This window comes from Shimia marina, assembly GCF_001458175.1.
GTDB lineage: Bacteria > Pseudomonadota > Alphaproteobacteria > Rhodobacterales > Rhodobacteraceae > Shimia > Shimia marina.
Window position 1 is genome coordinate 176,308 of record NZ_CYPW01000001.1, and the last position, 22,636, is coordinate 198,943.

Below are 22,636 nucleotides of genomic sequence, written 5' to 3' on the forward strand. Positions count from 1 at the left end.
GGCCTGTTCAGGCTTTACAGTCTAGGCCACTCGCGATCTGCAAGATCGTCCCTGCTAGCGCTCCATTGCAGTTATCTCCGCGATATGAACCGTCGCTTGCCCAAAATGCTCTCAGCAACCGCACGGAGAGAAATCCAAAATTCTCCTGTAAACTCACAATTTACTTCACCGTGCCAGACGGCATACCGCCGTGATCACAGGAAAATGTGTTAAAATTTATCGTAAAATAAATTAACTTGATGCGCTTTCGTGTCAATCTCAAAACACATGACAACGCAACGACCAGCCCATGATTTTACAACCATGGTTAATTGCAATGCACCGTCTGACCACCTCACTTCTCACTGAAAATGAGCGGAAAGACGTGACTGCCTCAAAATGGGCCGGCAACCCAAAACGCAGGTGTGAGGACGTGCAAGCGCCGCTTCACACAGAGACGCTGTCCAACAAGGCGCCACGGTCCATTTCTGTCTTGCTCCCCTGCAACAGCACCTCCCCACGGCGCAGCACCACAAAGCGATCGGCCAGATCATAGGCAAAGTCGAAATACTGTTCGACCAGCACAATCGCCATCTCTCCTTTGTCGCGCAGCAGTTTGATGACCTCGCCAATCTGCTGGATGATATTGGGCTGAATGCCCTCAGTCGGTTCATCCAGCAAAAGCAGTTTGGGCCGGGTGATCAGGGCCCGGGCGATGGCGAGTTGTTGTTGCTGCCCGCCGGAGAGATCCCCGCCGCGCCGGTTCTGCATTTCCTTGAGCACGGGAAACAGCTCAAACATCTCTTCCGGAACGACCCGCTCTGACTTGGGCAGACAGTTAAAGCCGGTCTCCATGTTTTCGCGCACAGTCAGCAGCGGGAAGATCTCACGCCCCTGCGGCACAATGGCGACCCCTTTGTGAGCCAGCGCCTGCGCGGGAAGCGGCGGCAGCGCCTCCCCATCCAGCGACAGCGTGCCACCAGAGCGGGGATGGGTGCCGGAGATAGCTTTGATCAGGCTGGTTTTACCGACGCCATTGGTGCCCATGACACAGGTGACTTCGCCCTGCTGCGCCTCCATCGAAATGCCATTGAGGATCTGGGAATGCCCATAGTGCAACGTGATGTCTTTGAGTGTCAGCATCTCAGCGCTCCAGATAGACGTCGATCACATTCTGATCGGCGGTGACGTGATCCAGACTGCCCTCGGCCAGAACGGCCCCTTCGTGCAGCACGGTGACTTTGCAATTGAGGCGGCGCACAAATTCCATGTCATGCTCCACCACCACCACGGCGCGGGTTTTGGCGGCTTCGACCAGGATGTCGGTGGTGTGTTCGCGCTCTGCCGGGGTCATGCCTGCGGCGGGCTCATCCACCAGCAGCAGACGCGGCTCTTGGGCCAGCAACATGCCGATTTCCAACCATTGCTTCTGCCCGTGGCTGAGTTCGCCGGAGGTGCGGGTGAGCTGATCGGTGAGGCCGATCTGTGCGGCAAGGTCATCCACCTTGGCGAGATCCGCATCACTGGGCCGATAGGTCAGCACCGCAAACCAGCCGCGCGGCTTTTTGAGCGCCATCAGCAGGTTTTCCTGCACGGTCTGCTCTTCAAACACGGTGGGTTTCTGGAATTTGCGCCCGATGCCTTCCTGTGCAATGCGGGCCTCATTCATGCCCAGCAAGCTGATGGATTTCTCCCCCCAGATCACCCGACCTTCATCCGGCCGGGTTTTGCCGGTGACAATATCCATAAAGGTGGTCTTGCCCGCCCCGTTGGGGCCAATCACCGCGCGCATTTCCGCCTCGCCGATCTGGAACGACAGGTTGTTGATAGCGCGAAAGCCGTCAAAGGTGACCGAGACACCGGAAACTTCAAGAAGTGTGCTCATTGGGAGGCCTCCTTGGCCGCGCGACGGTCAGACAGGATGTCGATCAGCCCGCCAATGCCCTTGGGGGCAAAGAGCGTGACCAATACGAAGGACAGGCCCAAGAGCACCAGCCACCAGTCGACCCATTTGATGGTGTAAAAGCCAAGGTTCACATCCGGGGCCTGCCCGCCGGTGAACCATGTGGACAGCAGGCTGACGAATGCCGCGCCAATCACCGCGCCGTAAAGCCGTCCGCGCCCACCGATGGCGACCCAGACTGCGAGATAGATCGAGGCAATCGGGGCGATTTCAGCGGGGTTGATGATGCCGGCCTGCGGGTAGTAGAGCGCCCCGGCGATGGCGGCGATGCAGGCGGTGAGCGTAAAGATCACCAGCTTGTAGGTCTCCACCGAATAGCCAAGGAAGCGCGCGCGGGCCTCATTGTCGCGGATGCCACGAATGACAGAGCCGAATTTGCCGCTGACCAGCCAGGCACAGAGCACGTAACCCGCGCCAAGTGCTGCGGCCGACGCCCAGAAGAACCAGAGCGAGACATAATCCTGTGAGGCGGTCACGCCTGGCAGGTTTTGCAAACCCGAGAGACCATTGTTGCCGCGCAGGCCGCTGTCGTTCTGAAACAGATAGAGCGCCAGTGCGAGCGTCATGGCCTGCGTGAGGATGGAGAGGTAAACACCCGTCACGCGGCTGCGGAAGGCAAGCCAGCCAAAGATCAGCGCCAGAAGTCCGGGCACCAGCAGAACCAGCGCCAGCTGGATGGTAAGGCTGTCAGCAAAGGCCCAGATCAGGGGGAAATCGCTGCTGCCGACGACGCCAAAGATCTGATTGCCGATGGCGTCGATCACTTCGCCATCCGTAGGCGGGATTTCGGCGTTGGCGAGGCTGTCCACCACAATCAGGCGGGTGCGCTCATACATCAGCCACATGCCGATCATATAGCCACCAAGGCCAAAGAAGGCGAAATGGCCAAGGCTGAGGATGCCCGTGTAGCCCCAGATCAGATCCATCGCGAGGGCGATCAGGCAGAGGCACAGGGTCTTGCCCAATGTCTTGATAAAGCTCGTGGAAATCCCCCCCACGCCAAAGCCTTCGGACATGACAGTCACCAACAGGGTGAACAGCGCGAGGATGGCGAGGAAGATGAGAACCGAGGGGTTCTTGGCGATGAAACTACGCTGCATGGGACAGGTCTCCTGCAAGCTGCACCTCCCGACCGAAAGGTCGGGCAGCCCCCGTACCGCCCCCCAACGGGGCGGGGGCTTGGTTGCAAATCATAGAATGGGTGGAAAGGGCGTGGCACATCATTGCGTTGTGCGTGTGGTGTGCGCCCCGTGCGGCACGAGGGCTGCCCTGTGTGTTGCACATCATCATGGTTCAATCCCCCGCCGCGCGGCCTTTGAGGGCGATGATGCCCCGTGGCCGGAATTGGATGAAAATGATGATGAAGATGATCATGTAGGTCTGGGCGGCCAAGGTGTTGGAGGGGTTCATCCACTCAATGCCTTTTTGCAGGAAGCCAATCATGGCGGCCCCCGCCAAGGTGCCCCAGATGTTGCCAACACCGCCGACAACCACTGTCATGAAGCTCTGCACGATGTAGTCGCTGCCCAGCTCAGAAGTGACTTTGGCAAAGAGACCAATGGCGACACCCGCGATGCCCGCGATGCCGGAGCCAAGGCCGAAGGTCAGCATGTTCACGCGATCGGGGTTGATGCCCATGGAGGCGGCCATGCGCGGGTTTTGCGTGACTGCGCGGGTTTCAAGGCCAAGGCGCGTGCGCTTCATGATGTAGAGAAAAACCGCGAGGAAGATCAGCGCAAGGATGAAGATCGCAATGCGGATGTAGCTGATGGAGACCACATCGTTCATCACCCATGCGCCATCGAGCCACCCCGGCGCGGTGAGCGGGCGCGCCTGCGTGCCGAAGATGTTCTTGGCAAGCTGTTGCAGCGCGATGGAGATGCCGAAGGTGGCCAACAGGGTTTCCAGCGGACGGGCCTGCAGCCAGCGGATCACCAGACGCTCCATCGCCACACCGGCGGCAAAGGTCACGGCAAAGGCGGTGGGGATGGCGACGATGATGGAGAGCGTGTGATCGGGGATGATCTGCTGCACCACATAGCCGGTGTAAGCCCCCATCATGATGAACTCGCCATGGGCCATGTTGATGACCCCCATCACGCCAAAGGTGATGGCAAGGCCAATGGCGGCAAGGAAGTAGATCGAGGCCAGCGAGAGCGCATCCAGCGTGAGGTCCAGCGTCTGGTTGAGCCCCACTTTCAGCTCAATATCTTTCAGCGCCTGCGCGGCGGCATCGGTCACCGCTTCGGACGGCTCCAGATAGGCATCAAAGAAGGTGTGCGCCGCCAGCGCGGCGTCAATCGCTGTGTCGGTCACGAAGGCGGGCACAGCACCTGCCTCTGCGAGCGCAGTATAGGCTGTCAGGCGGTTGCCCTCTGTGTTGAGCTTCGCCACAGGCACACCGCCCACACGCGCGCCTTCAATATGGGCGGCAAGCTCGCTGCGGATGTCAGCTTGGCTGATCCGCACAGGGGCGAGGTCTTTGGCCACCAACATGTCATAGGCACTCAGCCGGTCAAAATCCCCCTGCCCCGGTGTCAGGATGGCTGCAATATTTGCCCCCTCTGGGACACTCCCCGCGACCACATCCCGCTTGGTTGTGAGCAGCGGGTTGAGCGTTGCGCGCACATCCACGCCCAGATCGCCAGCCATATCGGCAATGGCGGCAAGGCGCGCGGCCTCATCGCTGTCATAGCCAATGGTCAAGAGCCGTTCGAGCCGCTGTTTCTGCGCCTTCAGCGCCGGGTCGCTCTCCGCCTCAATCGAGGCGCGCAGAGGGGCAAGCAGGCTGGCCTCCGGGTCGCGCTCAATTGACAGAAGCGCAGCGCGGCGGGCTTCAATGTTGGGATCACTCAACTGAAACTGCACCAACGCCGTGCCGATCAGCGCGCGGATGCCGCTGTTGGGTTTGAGCTGTTTAAGCTCTGATTTGGCAAATTCCCCCACGCTTTCGCCGCTGTCAAAATCGGTCAGCGCGTAGGTTTTGCTGTCAATTTTCTCACCAATGAAAAACAGCCCGTCAGATTTGCGCTGCCACATATTCTTGGCGGCCCAGACCTCCAAAACAGTTTGCGCCTGCGGCAATCCAGAGGCGGCCACCGCATCAATGGCCGGACCAATGGTCTTGCGCGAGCTTTTCACGATCAGCGCCTGATGGTCTTGCAGGATCGGCTGAATGGCGGCGGCGGTCTGCGCCTGCCCCAGGCCGGGCGAAATCAGGCAGGCGGCCAAGAAGGCAAGGCCCGCCAAAAAGAGCTGTCTCATGTGAGGAAGTCCGCGAATTGAAGGTTGGGGCCGCATCACGCGCGGCCCCAGAAGGATCAAACCTTAGTAGTTCGACAGGGTCTGAACGCAGGTCTTGGTCTCAGTGTTGTACATGCCGCAGTCCAGATCTTTCCAATCAGACACCAGCACGGCAGATTCTGGCAGGTAGTCCGTCCATGCGTCACCCGGCACCTCAGCGGTCTGAGAAATGATGTCAAACTGGCCATCTTCCTGAATTTCGCCAATCAGAACCGGCTTCGCCAGATGGTGGTTTGGCAGCATCACGGCGGTGCCGCCGGTCAGGTTCGGGTATTCCTGCCCGTACATCTCTGCGCGCACGGCATCCACTTCGGTGGAGCCGGCCTCGGTGGCGGCGTTCACCCACATGTTAAAGCCGATATAATGGGCTTCCATCGGGTCGTTGGTGACACGCTCTTCGCCCATGGTAGCTTTCCATGTTTCCACAAACTCCGCGTTCACATCTGCATCGGCGGACTGGAAGTAGTTCCACGCCGCGAGGTGGCCCACGAGGTTGGAGGTGTCCAGACCAGCCAGCTCTTCTTCACCCACGGAGAAGGCCACAACCGGAATGTCATCCGCAGAGATGCCAGCCGCCGCCAGCTCTTTGTAAAAACCAATGTTGGCGTCGCCGTTGATGGTGGAGATCACGCCAACCTTCTTGCCGTCCGCGCCCAGCGCCACAACATCGGCCACGATCTTGGACCAGTCAGAGTGGCCAAACGGGGTGTAGTTTACAAAGATATCCTCATCGGCAATGCCTTTGCCCTTCAGATAGCTTTCCAGAATGTTGTTGGTGGTACGCGGGTACACATAGTCAGTGCCCAGAAGCGCGAATTTCTCAACACCCAGTTCATCCAGGAAATAGTCGGTGGCCGGGATCGCCTGCTGGTTTGGCGCAGCACCGGTGTAGAACACGTTTTTAGAGCTTTCTTCGCCCTCATACTGCACCGGATAGAACAGCAGGCCATTAAGCTCTTCAATCACCGGCAGCACGGATTTGCGGGACACGGATGTCCAGTTGCCAAAGATCACGTCCACCTCATGCACGGTCAGCAGCTCGCGCGCTTTTTCCGCAAACAGCGGCCAGTCAGAGGCAGGGTCTACAACCACCGCTTCGAGCTGTTTGCCCAGCAGGCCGCCCTTGGCATTCTGCTGATCAATCAGCATCAGCATGGTGTCTTTCAGCGTGGTTTCAGAGATCGCCATCGTACCGGACAGGGAGTGCAGCACACCCACTTTGATGGTGTCGTCCTCGGCCATAGCAGCGCCTGCGAGTGAGGCAAAAACCAGAGATCCGGCGAGCGTGGATTTCAGAAAGGTCATTCTTTTCTCCTGGCGGGGCGGCCACAGAAGAGCTTGCGCCCAAGGGCGTGCATCCGTTACCTGATCCCCGCAACTTCGTGTTGCAAACCGTGTGGCGGCCTCTTCGAGGTCCAATTCGTGGGCCGTCACACACCCCCCGTTTCCCAGCTCTGCGTTTCCCAGATGTCCTGTTCTGCGGTTGGCGCCCTTACCCTTTGACAGGGGCCGCATCATGGCAATTTTCCGCACCGCAGCGCTGTCGGAAATCCGCGCAATCGCACAAAAAATCAACACAACTGGCCGTTGGTGTTTGTTTTTTGGGCGAAATCCTTGGATCAGACAGGCAAACTCTGCATCAATTTGGGGCAGACGGTCACGCCGAGAGTCATTTCTTCATCACCTGATCGGCAACGCACAACACACGCCTAAGAAGAAACACATTCTTAATACGCACTTCCATTCACAGAAAAACGCCCGCGGCGCAAACCGGCGGGCGTTTGAAAATTTTGATCTAAGAGGCGGATTTAGGTGTTGAACAGGAAGTGCATGACATCGCCATCCTTCACTTCATATCCCTTGCCTTCTGCACGCATCTTGCCAGCCTCTTTGGCGCCACTCTCACCATCGCAGGCGATATAGTCGTCATAGGCAATGGTTTCCGCGCGGATGAACCCTTTTTCAAAGTCGCCGTGGATCACACCAGCCGCCTGCGGCGCCATGGTGCCCTTGCGGATGGTCCAGGCACGCGCCTCCTTGGGGCCCACCGTGAAATAGGTTTCCAGCTGCAACAGCTCATAGCCCGCGCGGATCAAACGATCGAGACCGGCCTCTTCAAGCCCCATCTCACTGAGGAACATCTCTGCTTCTTCGTCTTCCAACTGGCTGATCTCTTCTTCGATCTGCGCAGAAATGATCACATGGCTATTGCCCTGTTTGGCGGCCATCTCAGCCACAGCCGCAGAATGCGCGTTGCCATCAGCCGCTTCGCTCTCGCCCACGTTACAGACGTAAAGGATCGGCTTGGTGGTCAAGAGCTGCAACATCTTCCAGGCTTTGGCGTCTTCTTCATCCACCTCAACCAAACGCGCAGGTTTGCTGTCTTCCAGCATGGCCAGCGCGTCTTTCAAAAGGCGCTCTTGTTGAACCGCTTCTTTGTCGCCACCACGCACTTTGCGCACCAGCCCCTGAAGACGTTTTTCGATGCTTTCAATATCCGCCAGCATCAGCTCGGTTTCAATGGTCTCTGCATCCGCAACCGGATCAACGCGACCATCCACATGGGTCACATCGCCATCTTCAAAACAGCGCAGCACATGGGCAATGGCATCGGTTTCGCGGATATTGGCCAGAAATTGGTTGCCCAGACCTTCGCCCTTGGAGGCGCCTTTCACCAGACCGGCAATATCCACAAAGGTCATGCGGGTCGGGATCACCTGTTTGGACTGCGCAATCGCGGCCAGCTTGTCCAGGCGCGCATCAGGCACACCCACCTCGCCCACATTTGGCTCAATGGTGCAGAATGGAAAATTGGCCGCCTGCGCCGCAGCGGTTTTGGTCAGTGCATTAAAAAGCGTGGATTTGCCGACGTTCGGCAATCCGACGATGCCCATTTTGAAACCCATATCCGGCCTCCTGTCACATGTTTGTGCTGCTCTTATGCAGAGTTTGGGCGCGGCGCAAGTCGCCTGTGCCCTGTTGCACAGTGCTTTGCGCCAGATCGCATAAGGGCAACACCGGCTCCGCATCACGAATTGTGGCAGATGTTCACGGAATCTTGTGCCCCATTGAAAAGCGCCCCTTGGGCACGCAACTATGGCTTTCAATACCCAACCAAGAAAGATCAAGACGCCATGAAAAACTTCTGCATGGTTTGTGCGACGCTTCTTTTCACTTCACAGGCCTCCGCTCAGGAGGTTGTCGTTGGGCTCGGCTTCTCGGATTTTTCTGATGGGTCGGCACTGGATGCGGCCACATTGCAACTGGAATACACAGCGACCCCTTTCAAAAGTACCGAGCGGTGGGACCACCATTTTGGCGGAATCCTGACGGTGGATAATGAAAGTGATGTTTTTGTCGGCTTTGGCGTCCTGAGCCGCTACAGCTTGCAAAACGACTGGTTTCTGGAAGGCAGCTTCCGCCCCGGCCTGTTCTTTGAAGGCGTCTCCCTCAACGATCTGGGACAAACACTGGAGTTCCGCAGCGCCCTTGCCGTGGGCCGTTATGTCGGAGAGAGTTCTGCCGTCTCGCTGGAACTCAGCCACAAATCCAATGGCGGGCTGAGTTCCACCAATCCCGGCGTCAACAAGCTGAGCCTGCGCTATCATCACAGCTTCTGACGCACGGTGCGTATCCTGCCGCCCAGCAAGGATTGATTTCCCCCTCAGTTTTGGGCACATCTGCTGTCACCTAAAACTGAGGGATCCGCATGACTCGTATCGACGCCAAATTCGCCGAACTGACTGCCGCAGGCAAAAAGGCCTTCGTGTCTTATGTGATGGCCGGGGATCCCGACTATGAAACCTCGCTGGAAATCGTCAAAGGCCTGCCAGCAGCAGGTGTAGACATCATCGAGCTGGGCCTGCCGTTCACCGATCCGATGGCCGATGGCCCCACCATCCAACTGGCGGGCCAGCGCGCGCTTGATGGCGGCATGACCCTGCAGAGAACCCTCGATCTGGCGACAGAATTCCGCAAGACGGATGACACAACCCCGATTGTCTTGATGGGCTATTACAACCCGATCTACTCGCGCGGGGTGGATAATTTCCTCGCGGATGCCAAATCCGCTGGCATCGACGGCCTGATCGTGGTCGACCTGCCCCCGGAAGAAGACAGTGAACTTTGCATCCCGGCACAGGCCGCTGGCATGAACTTCATCCGTCTGGCCACGCCCACCACCGACGACAAACGCCTGCCCAAAGTGCTGCAAAACACCTCCGGCTTTGTCTACTATGTCTCCATCACTGGCATCACCGGTGCGGCCGAAGCCGAAGCCACCGATGTTGGCCCCGAAGTGGCGCGCATCAAGGCCAGCACAGATCTGCCGGTGATCGTGGGCTTTGGCATCAACACCCCGGAAAAGGCACAAAACATCGCCTCTGTGGCCGATGGGGCCGTGGTTGGGTCAGCCATCGTGGGTCAGATTGGCGCGGGCAAATCCGTGGATGAGGTCCTCAGCTTTGTGAAGTCTCTGGCCGATGGGGCCCACCGCGTCTGATATCTTGGCCTGACCTTTTGTCGCAACGTGAGCGCTGGCGGGGGCTCTGCCCATTGCTATAAACTCACTTCGCAAGTCGGCAGACCGTGAGTGTGCCCTGTGTGAACGCGATCCAAAGGGCCCGATATGACCTCAGACAGCCACGACCACGCCACAGACGAGAAACCAACGGTGCGCAACCCCAGCCGGCGAAAACGGCGCGGGCGCAGCGCCCCTCCTGTCAGCCGCGCCTCTGCCGACGCCTTCTCTCTGGAACATGTGATCGGCCCGCGCGCACATTTCGGCTTTCTGGACAGCGACCGCATGCAGGTGATGCAAAACCGGGTGCTGGATCTGCTGGCGGACTATGGCGTAATGGTCGTTCATCCGGCGGCACAGGCCGCGCTTCTGGCGGCAGGTGCCACCGAAGGCAGCAGCGCAGGCCGCATAAAAATGCCGCGCGCGCTGGTCTTGGAAGCGCTGCAGGCCACCCCAAAATCCTGCCAGTTGTTTGGCAAGTCTGAGGCCTATGACATGAGCCTGCCGCGCCGCGATGCCGGGTTCATCCTGCGCACCGGCACAGGCGCCCACGGGTATGTGGATCCACGCGATGCCAGCTATCGCAACATGGACCTAGCGGCGGTGCAGGAAATCGTCGCCGTGGCCAATACGCTTGATCAGGTCGGCTTCATTGCCCATCCCTTTGTGCATGGCGTGCCCGAAGTCACCGCCGACATTCACGCCTATGCCACGATGACGGCTCACACCCAAAAACACATGTGGATGCAGCCCTATCAGAAGGAGAACATCGACTATCTCCTGAACATCGCCGCCATCGCTGCGGGTGGCGAAGACGCGCTGCGCCAGCGCCCCTCGACCTCCACCATCACCTGTTCCTTCTCCCCTCTGGAATTCAAACACATGGACACAGAGGTGATCATCGCCTGTGGCAAATTTGGGGTGCCCGTGCATGCCTGTTCCCTGCCCAGCGCCGGGGGCACCGCGCCCCTGTCTCCTGCGGCACTCGCGCTGATGGCAGTTGCCGAAGTGGTGGGCATGGTCACCATGGCACATGTGCTGTCTCCGAACCTGCCGGTGATTGCCACGCCGCTGATGTTTGCGCTGGACATGCGCACCGGCAGCGCGCTGCAATCTTCTGTGGAGGCCATGCAAGCGGCCTCCCTCTCTATTCAACTTGTAAAACAAGGGTTTGGCCTGATGGCGCATACCTATGGATCCGGCTCGGACACGCCTGACAGCGATCATCAATCCATGGCGGAACGCGCCATGCTGATGCAGACCGTAGCCCTTTCTGGTGCCGACGTGCTGGGCGGCGTGGGACAGCTTGAATGTGCCACCGTGTTCTGCCCGGTGCAGGCGGTGCTGGACAATGAAATCGGCGCCATGACGCGGCGCTTCCTGAGGGTGCCAGATGTAAGTGACGCGGCCCTGAACTTTGACGAAATGCGGCAGGTGCCGGTTGGAGGCCATTTTCTAGACAGTGATCACACCGTTGCCAGCTGCCGAGATCAACTGACACCGGATGTGTTTCAGCGCATGGGGCGGGACGACTATGAGGCCTCAGGGCGCAAAGCGGCCTTTGACGTGGCGCGAGACAAAGCCCTCGCAGCCATTGCACAGGCGCCGCAGCAACCTCTCTTGTCAGAGGATCAGATGCAGGAAATCACCAAGCTGCAAGAGGCCGCCGATGCCCATATTGTTGCGGCCTACTCCGGATCTGGCAAAGTAGACACGATCTGACCGCGAGACTGAGGGTCTCAACCTCCTCGCCCCAAGATAGCACCAACGCCCCCCGCCAACGGCACAGCGCATTTTTATGTCGTTCGGACTTGTTCCGCCGACGTCATGCAAATCGCGGCGTCGCCTGCAAAGCCCCCTGCATCGCCTCAACCAGACTGCCCCGGCTGATCGGTTTGGCCACATGGCCACTCATGCCGCCGTTCAGATAATCGGCCACCTGATGCACCATGGCATTCGCACTCACCGCGAGAATGGGGATGGGCTCCAGCATGTTCTGATGCTCCAGTCCGCGAATGATGCGCGTGGCCTCAAGCCCATCCATCCCCGGCATATTGATGTCCATCAGGATCATATCATAGCCGCCCCCCAACCAGGCCTGCACCGCTTCCTGCCCATCCGCCACAACGGTCAAGGACACCCCTGCGTTCTTCAGCATGTGTCGCAGCACAATCTGATTGGTGCGGTTGTCCTCTGCCGCCAGCACATTGAGCCCACGCAAGCTGGCGGCGTGTAGCTGCGTCCCTTCCGCCCCCTCAACAGCAGCCGCATCAACCACCAGTTCCACCGCCATATTGGCCTGAAACTCTGCGCCCTCCCCCAGGTCACTGCGCACCACAATTTCACCCCCCATTGTTTCACAGATGTGGCGGGAGATCGCGAGGCCCAGCCCGGTGCCGCCATGGATGCGGCGCACACTGGCGTTGGCCTGATTGAACCGCTGAAACAGGCGCGGCTGCTGCGCCTTGGCGATGCCCGGTCCGGTATCAGACACAGTGACCGACAATACTGCAGCCCCCTCTTTCTGAGGCGTGAAATCCACCAATAGCCGCACGCCCCCCTTCTGGGTAAATTTGATGGCATTAGACAGAAGGTTCCCCGCCACCTGCATGACCCGGGTCGGGTCCGCCAGCACCGTAACATCCGCCTGCGGAGACAACACCGCCTCAAACGCCAGCCCCTTGACCTGTGCCCGAAACGCGTAGTGCTGCTGCATTTGCGCCACAAGATCACGCATCCGATAGGGCACCAGCTCAAATTCAAGCTTTCCCGCCTCAATCTTGGAGATATCGAGCACGTCATTGATGATGGAGAGCAACAGCCCTCCACTATCCTGCAAGAGCCGCACCAGCTTGTTCTGATCCGCACTCAACCCACTGTCCGCAAGCGCTTGCGCCATGCCCAAAATCCCGTTGAGCGGTGTGCGGATTTCATGACTCATGGAGGCGAGAAATACAGATTTTGCCTCATTGGCAGACTCGGCGGCAACCCGTGCCTGATCCAACTCGCGCGTACGTTCTTTCACCGCTTCTTCCAACGACCCCAGCAAGCCCTGCAAACGTTGATTGGCCTCATAAAGCTCCCGGCTCTTGGCCTCCAGCAGGGCCTCGGCCTGCTCCCGCGCCATGCGTTCGCGCTCATACCGCCGCCGCGACACCCCGTCAGATGGCGGGGCGTCAGGCTCCGTACTGTCAGGAGCGGCAGCGGCCACATTGCTGGGTTTACGCAAATACATCAGGCGGCTTTCTGTATCAGGAACTCCGCAGTGCAGCGCCCCTCCGCAGAGTGATCGGTCATCTGCAAGGTCGCCTGATGGTTAAAATGCGCCATACAGGCCTCAATCAGCCCCCGACAGAAGTGCTGCAACGGGCGCTCGCTGGAATACACCATCCGTAGACTGTCAGGCCCCTGCCTCTGCGTGGTAAACCGTGGTAGCTCCACCTCTGGATAGAGCTTGCGCACCTCCACATGCACCTCATCCTCAATGGATTCCAACATGGCAAACCCATCCGGTTTGCCTTCAAAAAAGATCGGGTAGCCCTGCACAAATCGGGCAAACATCCAATGGCCAAACTGCACATGCAGGGCCTCCACTGGCGCATTCAGTTCGGCTCCAAACGCCTCCACAATGCGCAGCAGCTCCGAACAGGGGTAATTGCCAACCGCGCTGAAGGCGCCATCGCTCTGCAACTCAATCTTATCGAGGATGTGATCCACAGCCGTCTCGCCCATGACGGATTCGGCCATATGGATCAATTCGACGAACACAACGCCCTTCATGCGGACCTCCGCAACACCATTTAACACACAACAGGAACAAGTTGCGCACAAATGGTAAACAAACCCTTAATGAATAAAGGGATTGCAGAAAATAGCGCATATTGGTAAGGAACCCTTACCAATAGAGGGAGTTTCAGAAGCTCATGCCCGTCATCACCTGCATCGAAGATCTCAAGCGTCTGCACCGACGCCGCGCACCACGCATGTTTTATGACTATGCGGAATCCGGCAGTTGGACGGAGAAAACCTTCCGTGAAAACACCTCGGATTTCGAAGACATCTATCTGCGTCAGCGTGTGGCGGTGGATATGTCCGGGCGCAGCACCAAAACCCAGATGATCGGGGAAGATGTGGCCATGCCCGTCGCACTCGCCCCCGTCGGGTTGACCGGCATGCAACATGCCGATGGCGAAATCAAAGCCGCGCGTGCTGCGGAAAAATTCGGCGTGCCCTTCACGCTGTCGACCATGTCGATCAACTCGATCGAAGAGGTCGCCGAAGCCACCACCAAACCGTTCTGGTTTCAGCTCTACACCATGACGGACGAGGATTTTGTCTCGCGGCTGATCCAGCGCGCCAAAGACGCCAAATGTTCTGCGCTTGTGATCACGCTCGATCTTCAAATCCTTGGTCAGCGTCATAAAGATCTGAAAAACGGCCTCTCTGCCCCACCCAAACTGACTCCCTCCACCATTGCCAACCTGATGACCAAATGGCGCTGGGGCATTGGCATGCTGGGTGCGAAACGGCGCAACTTCGGCAATATCGTGGGCCATGTGAAAGGCGTGACCGACACGGCCGATCTGGGCGCATGGACAGCACAGAGCTTTGACCCCTCTCTGGATTGGGACAAGATCGCAAAGATCAAGGAACAATGGGGCGGCAAAGTCATCCTGAAGGGCATTCTGGATGCCGATGATGCCCGTATGGCGCTCAAGGTCGGGGCTGATGCCATCATCGTTTCCAACCACGGCGGCCGCCAGTTGGATGGGGCGCAAAGCTCAATCCGCGCGCTCCCGTCTATTCTGGAAGCCGTTGGCGATCAGGTCGAAGTGCATCTGGACAGCGGCATCCGCTCTGGTCAGGACGTGCTCAAAGCTGTGGCGATGGGCGCCAGTGGCACTTACATCGGGCGCGCCTTTGTCTATGGTCTGGGGGCCATGGGTGAAGCTGGCGTGACCAAGGCGCTGGAAGTGATCCACAAGGAGCTCGATGTCTCCATGGCGCTCTGTGGCAAACGCACTCTTTCCGAGGTCGACCGGGATATCCTGATGATCCCGGAAAACTTCGAGGGCCGCTGGCAGAGCTGAGGCCGCCGCCCGCTTTGATGCAATCGCTTTGACATTCGCTTGCCCGGTGCGCCATAAACGTGCCGGGCAAGAAGTTTTGAGCATATGTTGGTCTTTTTCAAACAGAATTTGGCGTTCCTATCGGTGCCGAAAACCGGATCCACCGCCTATGAACTGGCCCTACGCCCGCGTGCAGATGTGATTTTCACCAAACGCGTGAAACATATGACCATCGGAAAATATCATGCCAAGATGGCCCCGTTCCTCAAAGAGACCTACGGGCTAACGCCAGAACGCATGGCCGTTGTGCGCGATCCGATTGATCACGCGCGCAGCTGGTACAAATACCGCAGCCCACACCGCATGGCGCCCAGTAATCCGGCCTGCCACGGCGGCATCAGCTTTGATGACTTCTTACTTGATGCCATAAGCGATACCCCTTCAAAACCCGCGGGCATTGGCTCTCAGGCCTCCTTCCTGTCTCTGGGCGTGGGCGATGTGCCCGTACATCACCTGTTTGCCTATGAACATCAGGATCTCCTGCAGGCCTTTCTGCTGGAGCGCTTCGGACGCCCCATCGTACCGCAACAGAAAAATGTGTCACCAGATGTAGACGCGCCCGTGTCACCAGAAGTGGCGGAGAAGTTTCGCGCCGCCCGCCCTGCGGATTTCGCGCTTTATGATCGGGTGATGCAGGCCGGGGGCGTTTTGCGGGAATTTCAAGGCCCATAGCCGCGAATCCCCTTTGCATTTAGGCCAAAGCGCGCTATAGGCGCGGCTTCACGCGGGGTTACAGCCTTGGAGGAACCCCGCCTATGCATATGGAGAATTCAAAATGGCTGGTCAAATTCCTGATCTGAACGCCGAAGTACGCACGGGGACAGGCAAGGGCGCCGCTCGTCAAGCGCGTCGCGACGGGTACGTTCCTGGTGTTGTTTATGGTGGCGAAGGTGAGCCTTTCGCAATCCAGATCCCTTTCAACGTTCTGTTTAAGAAGCTGAAAGAAGGCCGCTTCCTGTCCACACTCTTCAACCTGAAAGTTGAAGGCCAGGAAGACGTGCGCGTGATCTGCCGCGGTGTTCAGCGTGACACCGTGAAAGACCTTCCGACCCACATCGACCTGCTGCGCCTGCGTCGCACATCCAAAATCAACCTGTTCATCCACGTTGACTTTGAAAACGAAGAAGCGGCACCTGGCATCAAAAAAGGTGGCGTCCTGACCATCGTACGTCCAGAAGTTGAGCTGAACGTGACTGCAGGTGACATCCCTGAGAAGATCGTTGTGGACCTGACCGGCAAAGACATCGGCGATGTGATCACCATCAGCCAGATCGACCTGCCAGCAGGTGCGAAGCCAACCATCGACCGCGACTTCGTGATCGCCAACCTCTCCGCTCCGTCAGGCCTGCGCTCTGCTGGCGACGACGAAGAGGGTGAAGGCGAAGAGGCCGCAGAAGCATAAACACATCCCGGCCCTGCCGGAACGTGGAACGCGGTGCCTCCGGGCGCCGCGTTTTTTTATATCAGTTTGGTGCCGTGTGAGTGATCCAGCCTCTTCCTATGAGGGATTGTCAAAACGATGGCCGACCGGGGCGCCTGCCCGCCAACTGGCAGCCTCTCGCACACGCAAAAGCGTCTTCCGATCTTCAATCAGCCAAACCTCACCGGACAGGACATAGGCAAAGCAATCCTCAGCTTCGCTCTGATGCCGCTAAAAAACCCAGAGCAAGCAAGAAGCCGTGCCAGATGCACTCCGAAGCACGTAAAACCGCGCACACCCCCAAACATCACCGCATGAGGGAACGCGCGATCAATACTTGCCCGCCCGCAAGTCAGGCAGAGAGATATTGGCCACTTGTTCTGCAATCGGCGGTGTGGCCAGCGGGTGGTGCTGTTCGGCGAATTCTTCCGGGTCCCGCATCGGCTGCCAGCCCCCCCCGAAATAGATCTCAAGCCCGGAAAACTTGGCCTTATAGCCCATCTTCGCACTGCCCGGCACCCAATAGCCCAGATAGACATAGGGCAGCCCGGCCTCCCGCGCGATCTCGATGTGGTCTAGAATGAGATATGTGCCCAGCGAACTGCGCACATATGCAGGGTCATAAAAGGAATAGACCATGCTCAACCCATCTTCGAGCATATCAGTCAAACAGACCCCGGTGAGCTGCTCGCTGTCACGGTCAGTATACTCCACCACCCGGCTGCGAATGGGGGTTTCCTCGATCATCGCCGCAAATTCAAACACATCCATATCCGCCATGCCACCATCCGCATGACGGCTGTCCAGATAGCGCCGGAACAGATCAAACTGCTCTTCTGTGGCCCAGGGCGATGTCGCGCGCCGCACAAGATGCGTATTGCGCCGCGCAGCCCGGCGCTGGCTCTTGGTGGGTTTGAAGCGCGACACATCAATGCGCGCCGACAGGCAGGCATTGCAATCGGTACAAGACGGGCGATAGAGCACATTCTGGGACCGGCGAAATCCCTGCTGCGACAGCGCGTCGTTGAGTGCCGTGGCATTATCGCCCTGCAAGGCCGTGAAGAGCTTACGCTCCATACGCCCATCCAGATAAGGACAGGGTTGCGGAGCCGTCACATAGAACTGGGGTGCTATCGGAAGTGTATGCCGCATGTGTTTCCTGAAACTCGATACGGCACCGACGTTAGCAACAGGTATACAGCAGGCCAAGCCTTTAGCCGCCCCGGCGGGCGGCTTTTTGAAGTATTGGTTAAAATTAGAGGGGCATTAACGCCGATTTGAAAGAGACCGCCCCGCTCAGCGGCACGCCTCCAGAAGCTTCTGCATAAACCGCTGCCCCGCCTCAAACTGCGCAACCGACAGAAACTCATCGGGCTGATGCGCCTGCGCGATGTCACCGGGGCCGCAGATCACAGTGGAATAGCCTGCACTTTGGAAATGCCCGCCTTCGGTGCCATAGCTGACAACATGGCTTGCATTGTCCCCTGTCAGCCGCCGCACCAGCGCCTCCGCAGCCCCATCCACCTCTGGCACCACACCCGGCAGGGAAAACACCTCATCCATCTGGATATAAGTGCCCGGCACAACCGCCTGCATCTCTGCTTCAATCTCGGCCACTTTGGCTTTGGTGCGCGCCACCCAGACATCAGCGCTTTCACCGGGCAGAAGACGGAAGGTCAAATCAAACTGGCAATCCAATGCGGTGATGTTATGCGCGGTCCCGCCCTGAATGGTGCCCACGTGCAGAGTGCTCCATGGTGGCACAAAATCGGCCACTGACGCCTCAGGCTCCTGCGCACTGTTCTGCGCGTTCATCTCATTGGCCCAGGCAATCAGCTTGGCCCCATACATGATCGCATTCACACCTGTGTGCATCAGCGAGCTGTGCACCTCAAAGCCTTTCACATGCACATGAAAGCCGATACCGCCCTTGTGACCGGTCACCGCACCCATCATGGTCGGCTCCCCCACAATCACCACATCCGCTTTGGGAAACTGTGCCTGCATGCTCTCAATCAGCGGCGCAGCGCCGGTACAGCCAATTTCCTCGTCATAAGACAAAGCCAGTTGCAACGGCCGCGTCACCTCAGCGTAATGCGCCTCAACCACAGCCCAGATCGCAAGCGCATCAAAGCCTTTCATATCACAGGTGCCGCGGCCAAAGAGCTTGCCGTCTTTCTCGACCACCTCAAAAGGATCCGTCGACCACGGCTGCCCTTCCACGGGCACCACATCCGTATGGCCCGACAGCACCACTGCGCCTTCAACCTCTGGCCCCACATGGGCAAACACCGCCGCCTTGGCGGGATCACTCTCATGCGGGTGGCGATGGGCCGCAATGCCATGGCTCTTCAGATAGCCTTCCACCCAATCAATCAGCGGCAGATTTGTGTCGCTGGACACCGTCGGAAAGGAGACCAGCTTTTCCAAAATCGCCCGTGGGCTCAATCTGTCTGTCATCAGATCAATATCCGCTGTCGGTGATCAGAACCTGATGGCCCGGCCCAACCTCTTTGTACTCCGACGGTGCAGCCTCATAGCCCACAGGATGGATCGGGCTTGGGATCGGCTTGAAGTTGAGATCTTTCTCAGACTTGCGCCGGCGCGGATCGGCGATGGGCACCGCTTTCATCAACGCCTGTGTATAGGGGTGCTGCGGATTTTCAAACACCGCGCGGCGCGGACCAATCTCCACAATCCGTCCCAGATACATGACACCGACATAATGGCTCACCCGTTCCACAACGGCCATATCATGGCTGATGAATACGTAAGAAATGCCCAGCTCTGCCTGCAGCTCCATCATCAGATTGAGCACCTGCGCCTGCACCGACACATCCAGCGCCGACACGGCCTCATCGGCCACGATCAGCTTGGGGTTCAGCGCAAGAGCACGGGCGATGGCAATCCGCTGACGCTGACCACCGGACATTTCATGCGGATAGCGGCGCATGAAGCTGCGTGGCAGCTCCACGCGATCAAACAGCATGGCAACGCGCTCCATCAAGGCGCTGCCCGAATGGGTGCCGTAATTGCGCATGGGCTCTGCCACCTGATCCTGCAACATCATCTGCGGGTTCAAGGAAGCAAAGGGATCTTGGAAGATCATCTGCATGTCTTGGCGGGCAGCATGCATATCCTTGGCATTCAGCGAGATGATATCTTTGCCATCAAACTGCACAGAGCCTGAGGTCGGCTCCACAAGACGCAGCAAGGACCGGCCCGCTGTGGATTTGCCACAGCCGGATTCCCCAACCAGCGACAAGGTCTGCCCCTTGTTCACAGTGAAAGACACATCTTCTACGGCATGCACATTGGCCACGGTGCGCCGCATCAAACCGCCCTTCACAGGGAAGCGCGTCACAAGGTTTTTCACCTCAAGGATCGGCTCATCGGTGCCCGGGATCGGATCGGTGCTGTGGGAGGTGTCGCCAAACAGCTTCATCGGGCTTGGCACATCGGTGCCTGTCATCTCGCCCAGTTTCGGCACGGCCGCCAGCAAGGCTTTGGTATAGTCGTGCTGCGGGTTTTCAAAGATCTCCTCGACGGTGCCCTCTTCGACCTTATTGCCGCGGAACATCACCACCACACGGTCCGCCATCTGCGCGACAACCGCCATATCGTGGGTGATGAACATCACCGCCGTGCCCGTCTCGCGTTTGAGGCGATCCATAAGCGCGAGGATCTCCGCCTGAATGGTCACATCCAAGGCTGTGGTCGGCTCATCCGCAATCAAAAGCCGCGGTTCACAAGCCATGGCCATGGCAATCACCACACGCTGACGCATGCCGCCAGAGAGTTCGTGGGGGTATTGTTTCAGCCGCCGCTCCGGTTCAGGGATCCGGACTTCGCGCAAAAGTTCCAATGCGCGCGCTTCTGCATCACTCTTTGACAATTTTTTGTGCAGCCGCAGCCCTTCGGTCAGCTGACGTCCCACAGTGAACACCGGATTGAGCGCCGTCATCGGCTCTTGGAAGATCATGCCGATCTCATTGCCGCGAATCGTGCGCATCAGATTTTTATCCACCTGCGCGAGATCCATCTCGCCGCTATCTTTGCGATCAAACAGCAAACGACCGCCCGCAATATCGCCGCCGCCATACTCGACAAGACGCATCAGAGACAGGCTGGAAACCGACTTACCGGAGCCGGATTCCCCAACAATACAAACGGTTTCACCCGGATTGATCTTGAAGGACACATCCTCCACGCCCACCACAGGTCCATCTTTGGTCTGGAACTCGACCCGTAGGTTCTCAATTGAGGCAATGGCGTTGTCTAGCATCCGGGTTACTCCCCTAATCTTATTGTTTTCCCCTCAGCGATGACGCTATCGCCGCAACCTTTCAAGGTCAAACCGATGGGTACCAGCCGGCTTCGGTTTCGTCGCCTGACACGCAAAGGCCCCTTGCAATTTTTGACCGGGTGGTCTGTGATGCCGTCAGTCGGAGGGGAGTACGACACATTTTTGTGCACGGGTTGTGAGCGATTCGCTGCCCGACTTCCCATGTATGACAACAAAATCCGGGTGGACGTGAAACCATCTGAATACGCATGGAAACATGCACAACATGGAGTGAGACATGAAAGCAAAGACTTTGATGCTTGGCGCCGCAGCAGCATTTGTGATGGCCCCGGCGGCCATGGCAGAGCGCGGTTCGGACGGCCACGTGAACATTATCTATTGGCAGGCGCCGTCGATTTTGAACCCATATCTGTCTTCGGGCACCAAAGACATCGAGGCTGCTTCGCTGACCATCGAACCTCTGGCCCGCTATGACGAGACCGGCAAAATGGTGCCGTATCTGGCCAAAGAAATCCCAACCGTGGCCAACGGTGGCGTTTCCGAGGACCTGAAATCCATCACCTGGACCATTGCGGACGGCATGGTGTGGTCTGATGGCTCTGCAGTGACCTCCGCCGACGTTGTCTTCACCGGTGAATACTGCATGCACCCCGAAGGCGGCTGCGCACAGGCGGCATTCTTTGACGGCGTGGAAACCATCGAAGCACTGGACGAACAAACTGTCAAAGTGACCTTCAACCAGTCCAAGCCAAACCCATACGGCCCATTTGTGGGCGGTCAGTCCCCAATCCTGCAGAAAGCTCAGTTTGAGAACTGCATGGGTGCCAAAGCACCTGAGTGCACCGCTGAGAACTTTGGCCCAATCGGCACCGGTCCGTTTGTTGTGAGCGAATTCAAAACAAACGACGTGATCCAGTACGAAGCCAACCCGAACTACCGTGACGCAGCCAAGCCTGCCTTCGCGACCGTGACCTTCAAAGGGGGCGGAGACGCAACCGGCGCGGGCCGTGCGGTTCTGGAAACCGGTGAATTTGACTACGCTTGGAACCTCCAGCTGGCACCCGATGTGATTGCCAAGATGGAAGAAGGCGGCAAAGGCGTGGCCATCGCAGGCTTCGGCCCGCTGGTTGAGCGTCTGGAAATGAACATGACCAACCCATCTTCTGACCTGCCAGAAGGTGAGCGTGCCACCGTTGCGCATCCACACCCGTTCCTGTCTGACATCAACGTGCGTAAAGCGCTGTCCATGGCGATTGACCGCGAGCTGCTGGTGGAAATCGGCTATGGCAAAGCGGGTAAAGTGACCTGTGATCTGGTGCCAGTGCCTGTGAACTACGCATCCGGCAACACCGACTGCTTCACCCAAGACATCGCAGGCGCAAACGCGCTTCTGGATGAAGCGGGCTGGGTCAAAGGTGGCGACGGCATCCGCGCCAAAGATGGCGTGAAACTGTCCATCCTGTACCAGACCTCCACCAACGCTGTGCGTCAGGACTTCCAGGCGCTGATCAAACAGTGGTGGAGCGAGATCGGTGTTGAAACCGAACTGCGCAACCTGTCCGCATCCGTGTTCTTTGGTGGTGACCCAGGCTCCCCTGACACCTTCCAGAAGTTCTACGCAGACGTGGAAATGTACGCCAACACCTTCAACGGCACCGACCCTCAGCAGTATCTGGCGGCCTACCGTTGTGGCGGCGAGCCAAAGCCTGACAGCCAGTGGCAGGGTGAGAACATCAACCGCTTCTGTGATCCGGCGTATGACGCACTGATCGACGAGCTGGCCCGCACCGGTGACATCGAGAAGCGCGGCGAAATCGCCAAGAAGATGAACGACATGCTGACCAACGAAAGCTTCACCATCGTTCCGCTGGTGCACCGTGGTCGCGTCTCCGCACATGCAAACTCCCTCGGTGGCGTTGTCCTGAACACATGGGACTCCGAGCTGTGGAACATTGCAGACTGGCATCGCGTCAAGTAAGACGCGGTCTGAGAGGGCGGGCCACGGCTCGCCCTCACT

At 58.3% G+C, this 22,636-nt stretch carries 19 protein-coding genes; 8 read left to right on the plus strand and 11 right to left on the minus strand.

The window, feature by feature from the left end; all coding sequences use genetic code 11:
* Nucleotides 1–426 precede the first annotated feature (426 nt).
* From urtE to urtA, 5 genes are all read right to left on the minus strand, one after another.
* The gene (gene urtE / locus SHM7688_RS00815) at nucleotides 427–1,122 is read right to left on the minus strand and encodes an urea ABC transporter ATP-binding subunit UrtE (protein ID WP_058238113.1); all 696 of its coding nucleotides are present in this window, start codon (nucleotides 1,120–1,122) and stop codon (nucleotides 427–429) included.
* Between the two features lies 1 nt (nucleotide 1,123).
* Nucleotides 1,124–1,864: an urea ABC transporter ATP-binding protein UrtD gene (gene urtD / locus SHM7688_RS00820; protein ID WP_058238114.1), complete on the minus strand. Its 741-nt coding sequence runs from the start codon at nucleotides 1,862–1,864 to the stop codon at nucleotides 1,124–1,126.
* On the minus strand, nucleotides 1,861–3,042 hold the full coding sequence (gene urtC, locus SHM7688_RS00825) for an urea ABC transporter permease subunit UrtC (RefSeq protein ID WP_058238115.1): 1,182 nt from the start codon (nucleotides 3,040–3,042) through the stop codon (nucleotides 1,861–1,863). The genes urtD and urtC overlap by 4 nt, the downstream gene beginning before the upstream one ends.
* Nucleotides 3,043–3,235: 193 nt before the next feature.
* The gene (urtB, locus tag SHM7688_RS00830) at nucleotides 3,236–5,206 is read right to left on the minus strand and encodes an urea ABC transporter permease subunit UrtB (protein WP_058238116.1); all 1,971 of its coding nucleotides are present in this window, start codon (nucleotides 5,204–5,206) and stop codon (nucleotides 3,236–3,238) included.
* Between the two features lie 63 nt (nucleotides 5,207–5,269).
* Entirely contained in the window at nucleotides 5,270–6,550 is a 1,281-nt protein-coding gene (gene urtA / locus SHM7688_RS00835; protein WP_058238155.1) for an urea ABC transporter substrate-binding protein, read from the minus strand.
* A 211-nt stretch (nucleotides 6,551–6,761) separates the two neighbouring features.
* Between urtA and SHM7688_RS19530 the strand changes: the two genes are divergently transcribed.
* Nucleotides 6,762–7,064: a hypothetical protein gene (locus tag SHM7688_RS19530; RefSeq protein ID WP_144432448.1), complete on the plus strand. Its 303-nt coding sequence runs from the start codon at nucleotides 6,762–6,764 to the stop codon at nucleotides 7,062–7,064.
* Here SHM7688_RS19530 and ychF read toward each other — a convergent pair.
* Nucleotides 7,054–8,151, minus strand: coding sequence for a redox-regulated ATPase YchF (ychF, locus tag SHM7688_RS00840; protein ID WP_058238117.1), 1,098 nt, complete (start codon nucleotides 8,149–8,151; stop codon nucleotides 7,054–7,056). The two genes, SHM7688_RS19530 and ychF, sit on opposite strands and share 11 nt — an antisense overlap.
* Before the next feature lie 228 nt (nucleotides 8,152–8,379).
* Between ychF and SHM7688_RS00845 the strand changes: the two genes are divergently transcribed.
* The 3 genes from SHM7688_RS00845 to SHM7688_RS00855 all read left to right on the plus strand — a co-directional run bounded on the left by SHM7688_RS00845 (nucleotide 8,380) and on the right by SHM7688_RS00855 (nucleotide 11,486).
* Nucleotides 8,380–8,865, plus strand: coding sequence for an acyloxyacyl hydrolase (locus SHM7688_RS00845; RefSeq protein ID WP_158500635.1), 486 nt, complete (start codon nucleotides 8,380–8,382; stop codon nucleotides 8,863–8,865).
* Between the two features lie 89 nt (nucleotides 8,866–8,954).
* Entirely contained in the window at nucleotides 8,955–9,746 is a 792-nt protein-coding gene (gene trpA / locus SHM7688_RS00850; protein WP_058238119.1) for a tryptophan synthase subunit alpha, read from the plus strand.
* Between the two features lie 126 nt (nucleotides 9,747–9,872).
* Nucleotides 9,873–11,486 (plus strand): trimethylamine methyltransferase family protein, encoded by a 1,614-nt coding sequence (locus tag SHM7688_RS00855; RefSeq protein ID WP_058238120.1) that lies wholly within the window; start codon nucleotides 9,873–9,875, stop codon nucleotides 11,484–11,486.
* Nucleotides 11,487–11,589: 103 nt separating this feature from the next.
* Here the strand turns inward: SHM7688_RS00855 and SHM7688_RS00860 are convergent, their stop codons facing one another.
* Nucleotides 11,590–12,999: an ATP-binding protein gene (locus SHM7688_RS00860; RefSeq protein ID WP_083498802.1), complete on the minus strand. Its 1,410-nt coding sequence runs from the start codon at nucleotides 12,997–12,999 to the stop codon at nucleotides 11,590–11,592.
* Nucleotides 12,999–13,544: a heme NO-binding domain-containing protein gene (locus SHM7688_RS00865; protein WP_058238121.1), complete on the minus strand. Its 546-nt coding sequence runs from the start codon at nucleotides 13,542–13,544 to the stop codon at nucleotides 12,999–13,001. The genes SHM7688_RS00860 and SHM7688_RS00865 overlap by 1 nt, the downstream gene beginning before the upstream one ends.
* A 143-nt stretch (nucleotides 13,545–13,687) precedes the next feature.
* Between SHM7688_RS00865 and SHM7688_RS00870 the strand changes: the two genes are divergently transcribed.
* The 3 genes from SHM7688_RS00870 (at nucleotide 13,688) to SHM7688_RS00880 (ending at nucleotide 16,295) form a co-directional block, all read left to right on the plus strand.
* Nucleotides 13,688–14,854 (plus strand): alpha-hydroxy acid oxidase, encoded by a 1,167-nt coding sequence (locus tag SHM7688_RS00870; RefSeq protein ID WP_058238122.1) that lies wholly within the window; start codon nucleotides 13,688–13,690, stop codon nucleotides 14,852–14,854.
* An 84-nt stretch (nucleotides 14,855–14,938) separates the two neighbouring features.
* On the plus strand, nucleotides 14,939–15,565 hold the full coding sequence (locus SHM7688_RS00875) for a sulfotransferase family protein (protein ID WP_058238123.1): 627 nt from the start codon (nucleotides 14,939–14,941) through the stop codon (nucleotides 15,563–15,565).
* 103 nt (nucleotides 15,566–15,668) lie between these two features.
* Complete coding sequence (locus SHM7688_RS00880) at nucleotides 15,669–16,295, plus strand: 50S ribosomal protein L25/general stress protein Ctc (RefSeq protein WP_058238124.1); 627 nt, start codon at nucleotides 15,669–15,671, stop codon at nucleotides 16,293–16,295.
* A 348-nt stretch (nucleotides 16,296–16,643) separates the two neighbouring features.
* On the opposite strand, the gene SHM7688_RS00885 is transcribed toward SHM7688_RS00880, so the two are convergent.
* From SHM7688_RS00885 to SHM7688_RS00895, 3 genes are all read right to left on the minus strand, one after another.
* Nucleotides 16,644–17,465, minus strand: a complete 822-nt coding sequence (locus SHM7688_RS00885) for an arginyltransferase (RefSeq protein ID WP_058238125.1) — start codon at nucleotides 17,463–17,465, stop codon at nucleotides 16,644–16,646.
* Nucleotides 17,466–17,609: 144 nt separating this feature from the next.
* Entirely contained in the window at nucleotides 17,610–18,773 is a 1,164-nt protein-coding gene (gene argE, locus SHM7688_RS00890) for an acetylornithine deacetylase (RefSeq protein WP_058238126.1), read from the minus strand.
* 4 nt (nucleotides 18,774–18,777) lie between these two features.
* Nucleotides 18,778–20,598: an ABC transporter ATP-binding protein gene (locus SHM7688_RS00895; RefSeq protein WP_058238127.1), complete on the minus strand. Its 1,821-nt coding sequence runs from the start codon at nucleotides 20,596–20,598 to the stop codon at nucleotides 18,778–18,780.
* A 298-nt stretch (nucleotides 20,599–20,896) separates the two neighbouring features.
* Between SHM7688_RS00895 and SHM7688_RS00900 the strand changes: the two genes are divergently transcribed.
* Nucleotides 20,897–22,597 carry a peptide ABC transporter substrate-binding protein gene (locus SHM7688_RS00900; RefSeq protein WP_058238128.1) on the plus strand — a complete coding sequence of 567 codons (1,701 nt, stop codon included), beginning with the start codon at nucleotides 20,897–20,899 and terminating at the stop codon, nucleotides 22,595–22,597.
* Nucleotides 22,598–22,636 lie beyond the last annotated feature (39 nt).

Excerpts from the sequence above, each read along its gene's own strand:
- SHM7688_RS00880 (WP_058238124.1), top strand. The coding sequence starts at position 15,669 with ATGGCTGGTCAAATTCCTGATCTGAACGCCGAAGTACGCACGGGGACA.
- SHM7688_RS00855 (WP_058238120.1), top strand. The coding sequence starts at position 9,873 with ATGACCTCAGACAGCCACGACCACGCCACAGACGAGAAACCAACGGTG.
- urtE (WP_058238113.1), bottom strand. The coding sequence starts at position 1,122 with ATGCTGACACTCAAAGACATCACGTTGCACTATGGGCATTCCCAGATC.
- urtD (WP_058238114.1), bottom strand. The coding sequence starts at position 1,864 with ATGAGCACACTTCTTGAAGTTTCCGGTGTCTCGGTCACCTTTGACGGC.
- SHM7688_RS00870 (WP_058238122.1), top strand. The coding sequence starts at position 13,688 with ATGCCCGTCATCACCTGCATCGAAGATCTCAAGCGTCTGCACCGACGC.
- SHM7688_RS00885 (WP_058238125.1), bottom strand. The coding sequence starts at position 17,465 with ATGCGGCATACACTTCCGATAGCACCCCAGTTCTATGTGACGGCTCCG.
- trpA (WP_058238119.1), top strand. The coding sequence starts at position 8,955 with ATGACTCGTATCGACGCCAAATTCGCCGAACTGACTGCCGCAGGCAAA.
- SHM7688_RS19530 (WP_144432448.1), top strand. The coding sequence starts at position 6,762 with ATGGCAATTTTCCGCACCGCAGCGCTGTCGGAAATCCGCGCAATCGCA.
- SHM7688_RS00895 (WP_058238127.1), bottom strand. The coding sequence starts at position 20,598 with ATGCTAGACAACGCCATTGCCTCAATTGAGAACCTACGGGTCGAGTTC.
- SHM7688_RS00865 (WP_058238121.1), bottom strand. The coding sequence starts at position 13,544 with ATGAAGGGCGTTGTGTTCGTCGAATTGATCCATATGGCCGAATCCGTC.
- SHM7688_RS00875 (WP_058238123.1), top strand. The coding sequence starts at position 14,939 with ATGTTGGTCTTTTTCAAACAGAATTTGGCGTTCCTATCGGTGCCGAAA.
- SHM7688_RS00900 (WP_058238128.1), top strand. The coding sequence starts at position 20,897 with ATGAAAGCAAAGACTTTGATGCTTGGCGCCGCAGCAGCATTTGTGATG.
- SHM7688_RS00845 (WP_158500635.1), top strand. The coding sequence starts at position 8,380 with ATGAAAAACTTCTGCATGGTTTGTGCGACGCTTCTTTTCACTTCACAG.
- urtA (WP_058238155.1), bottom strand. The coding sequence starts at position 6,550 with ATGACCTTTCTGAAATCCACGCTCGCCGGATCTCTGGTTTTTGCCTCA.
- urtB (WP_058238116.1), bottom strand. The coding sequence starts at position 5,206 with ATGAGACAGCTCTTTTTGGCGGGCCTTGCCTTCTTGGCCGCCTGCCTG.
- SHM7688_RS00860 (WP_083498802.1), bottom strand. The coding sequence starts at position 12,999 with ATGTATTTGCGTAAACCCAGCAATGTGGCCGCTGCCGCTCCTGACAGT.
- argE (WP_058238126.1), bottom strand. The coding sequence starts at position 18,773 with ATGACAGACAGATTGAGCCCACGGGCGATTTTGGAAAAGCTGGTCTCC.
- urtC (WP_058238115.1), bottom strand. The coding sequence starts at position 3,042 with ATGCAGCGTAGTTTCATCGCCAAGAACCCCTCGGTTCTCATCTTCCTC.
- ychF (WP_058238117.1), bottom strand. The coding sequence starts at position 8,151 with ATGGGTTTCAAAATGGGCATCGTCGGATTGCCGAACGTCGGCAAATCC.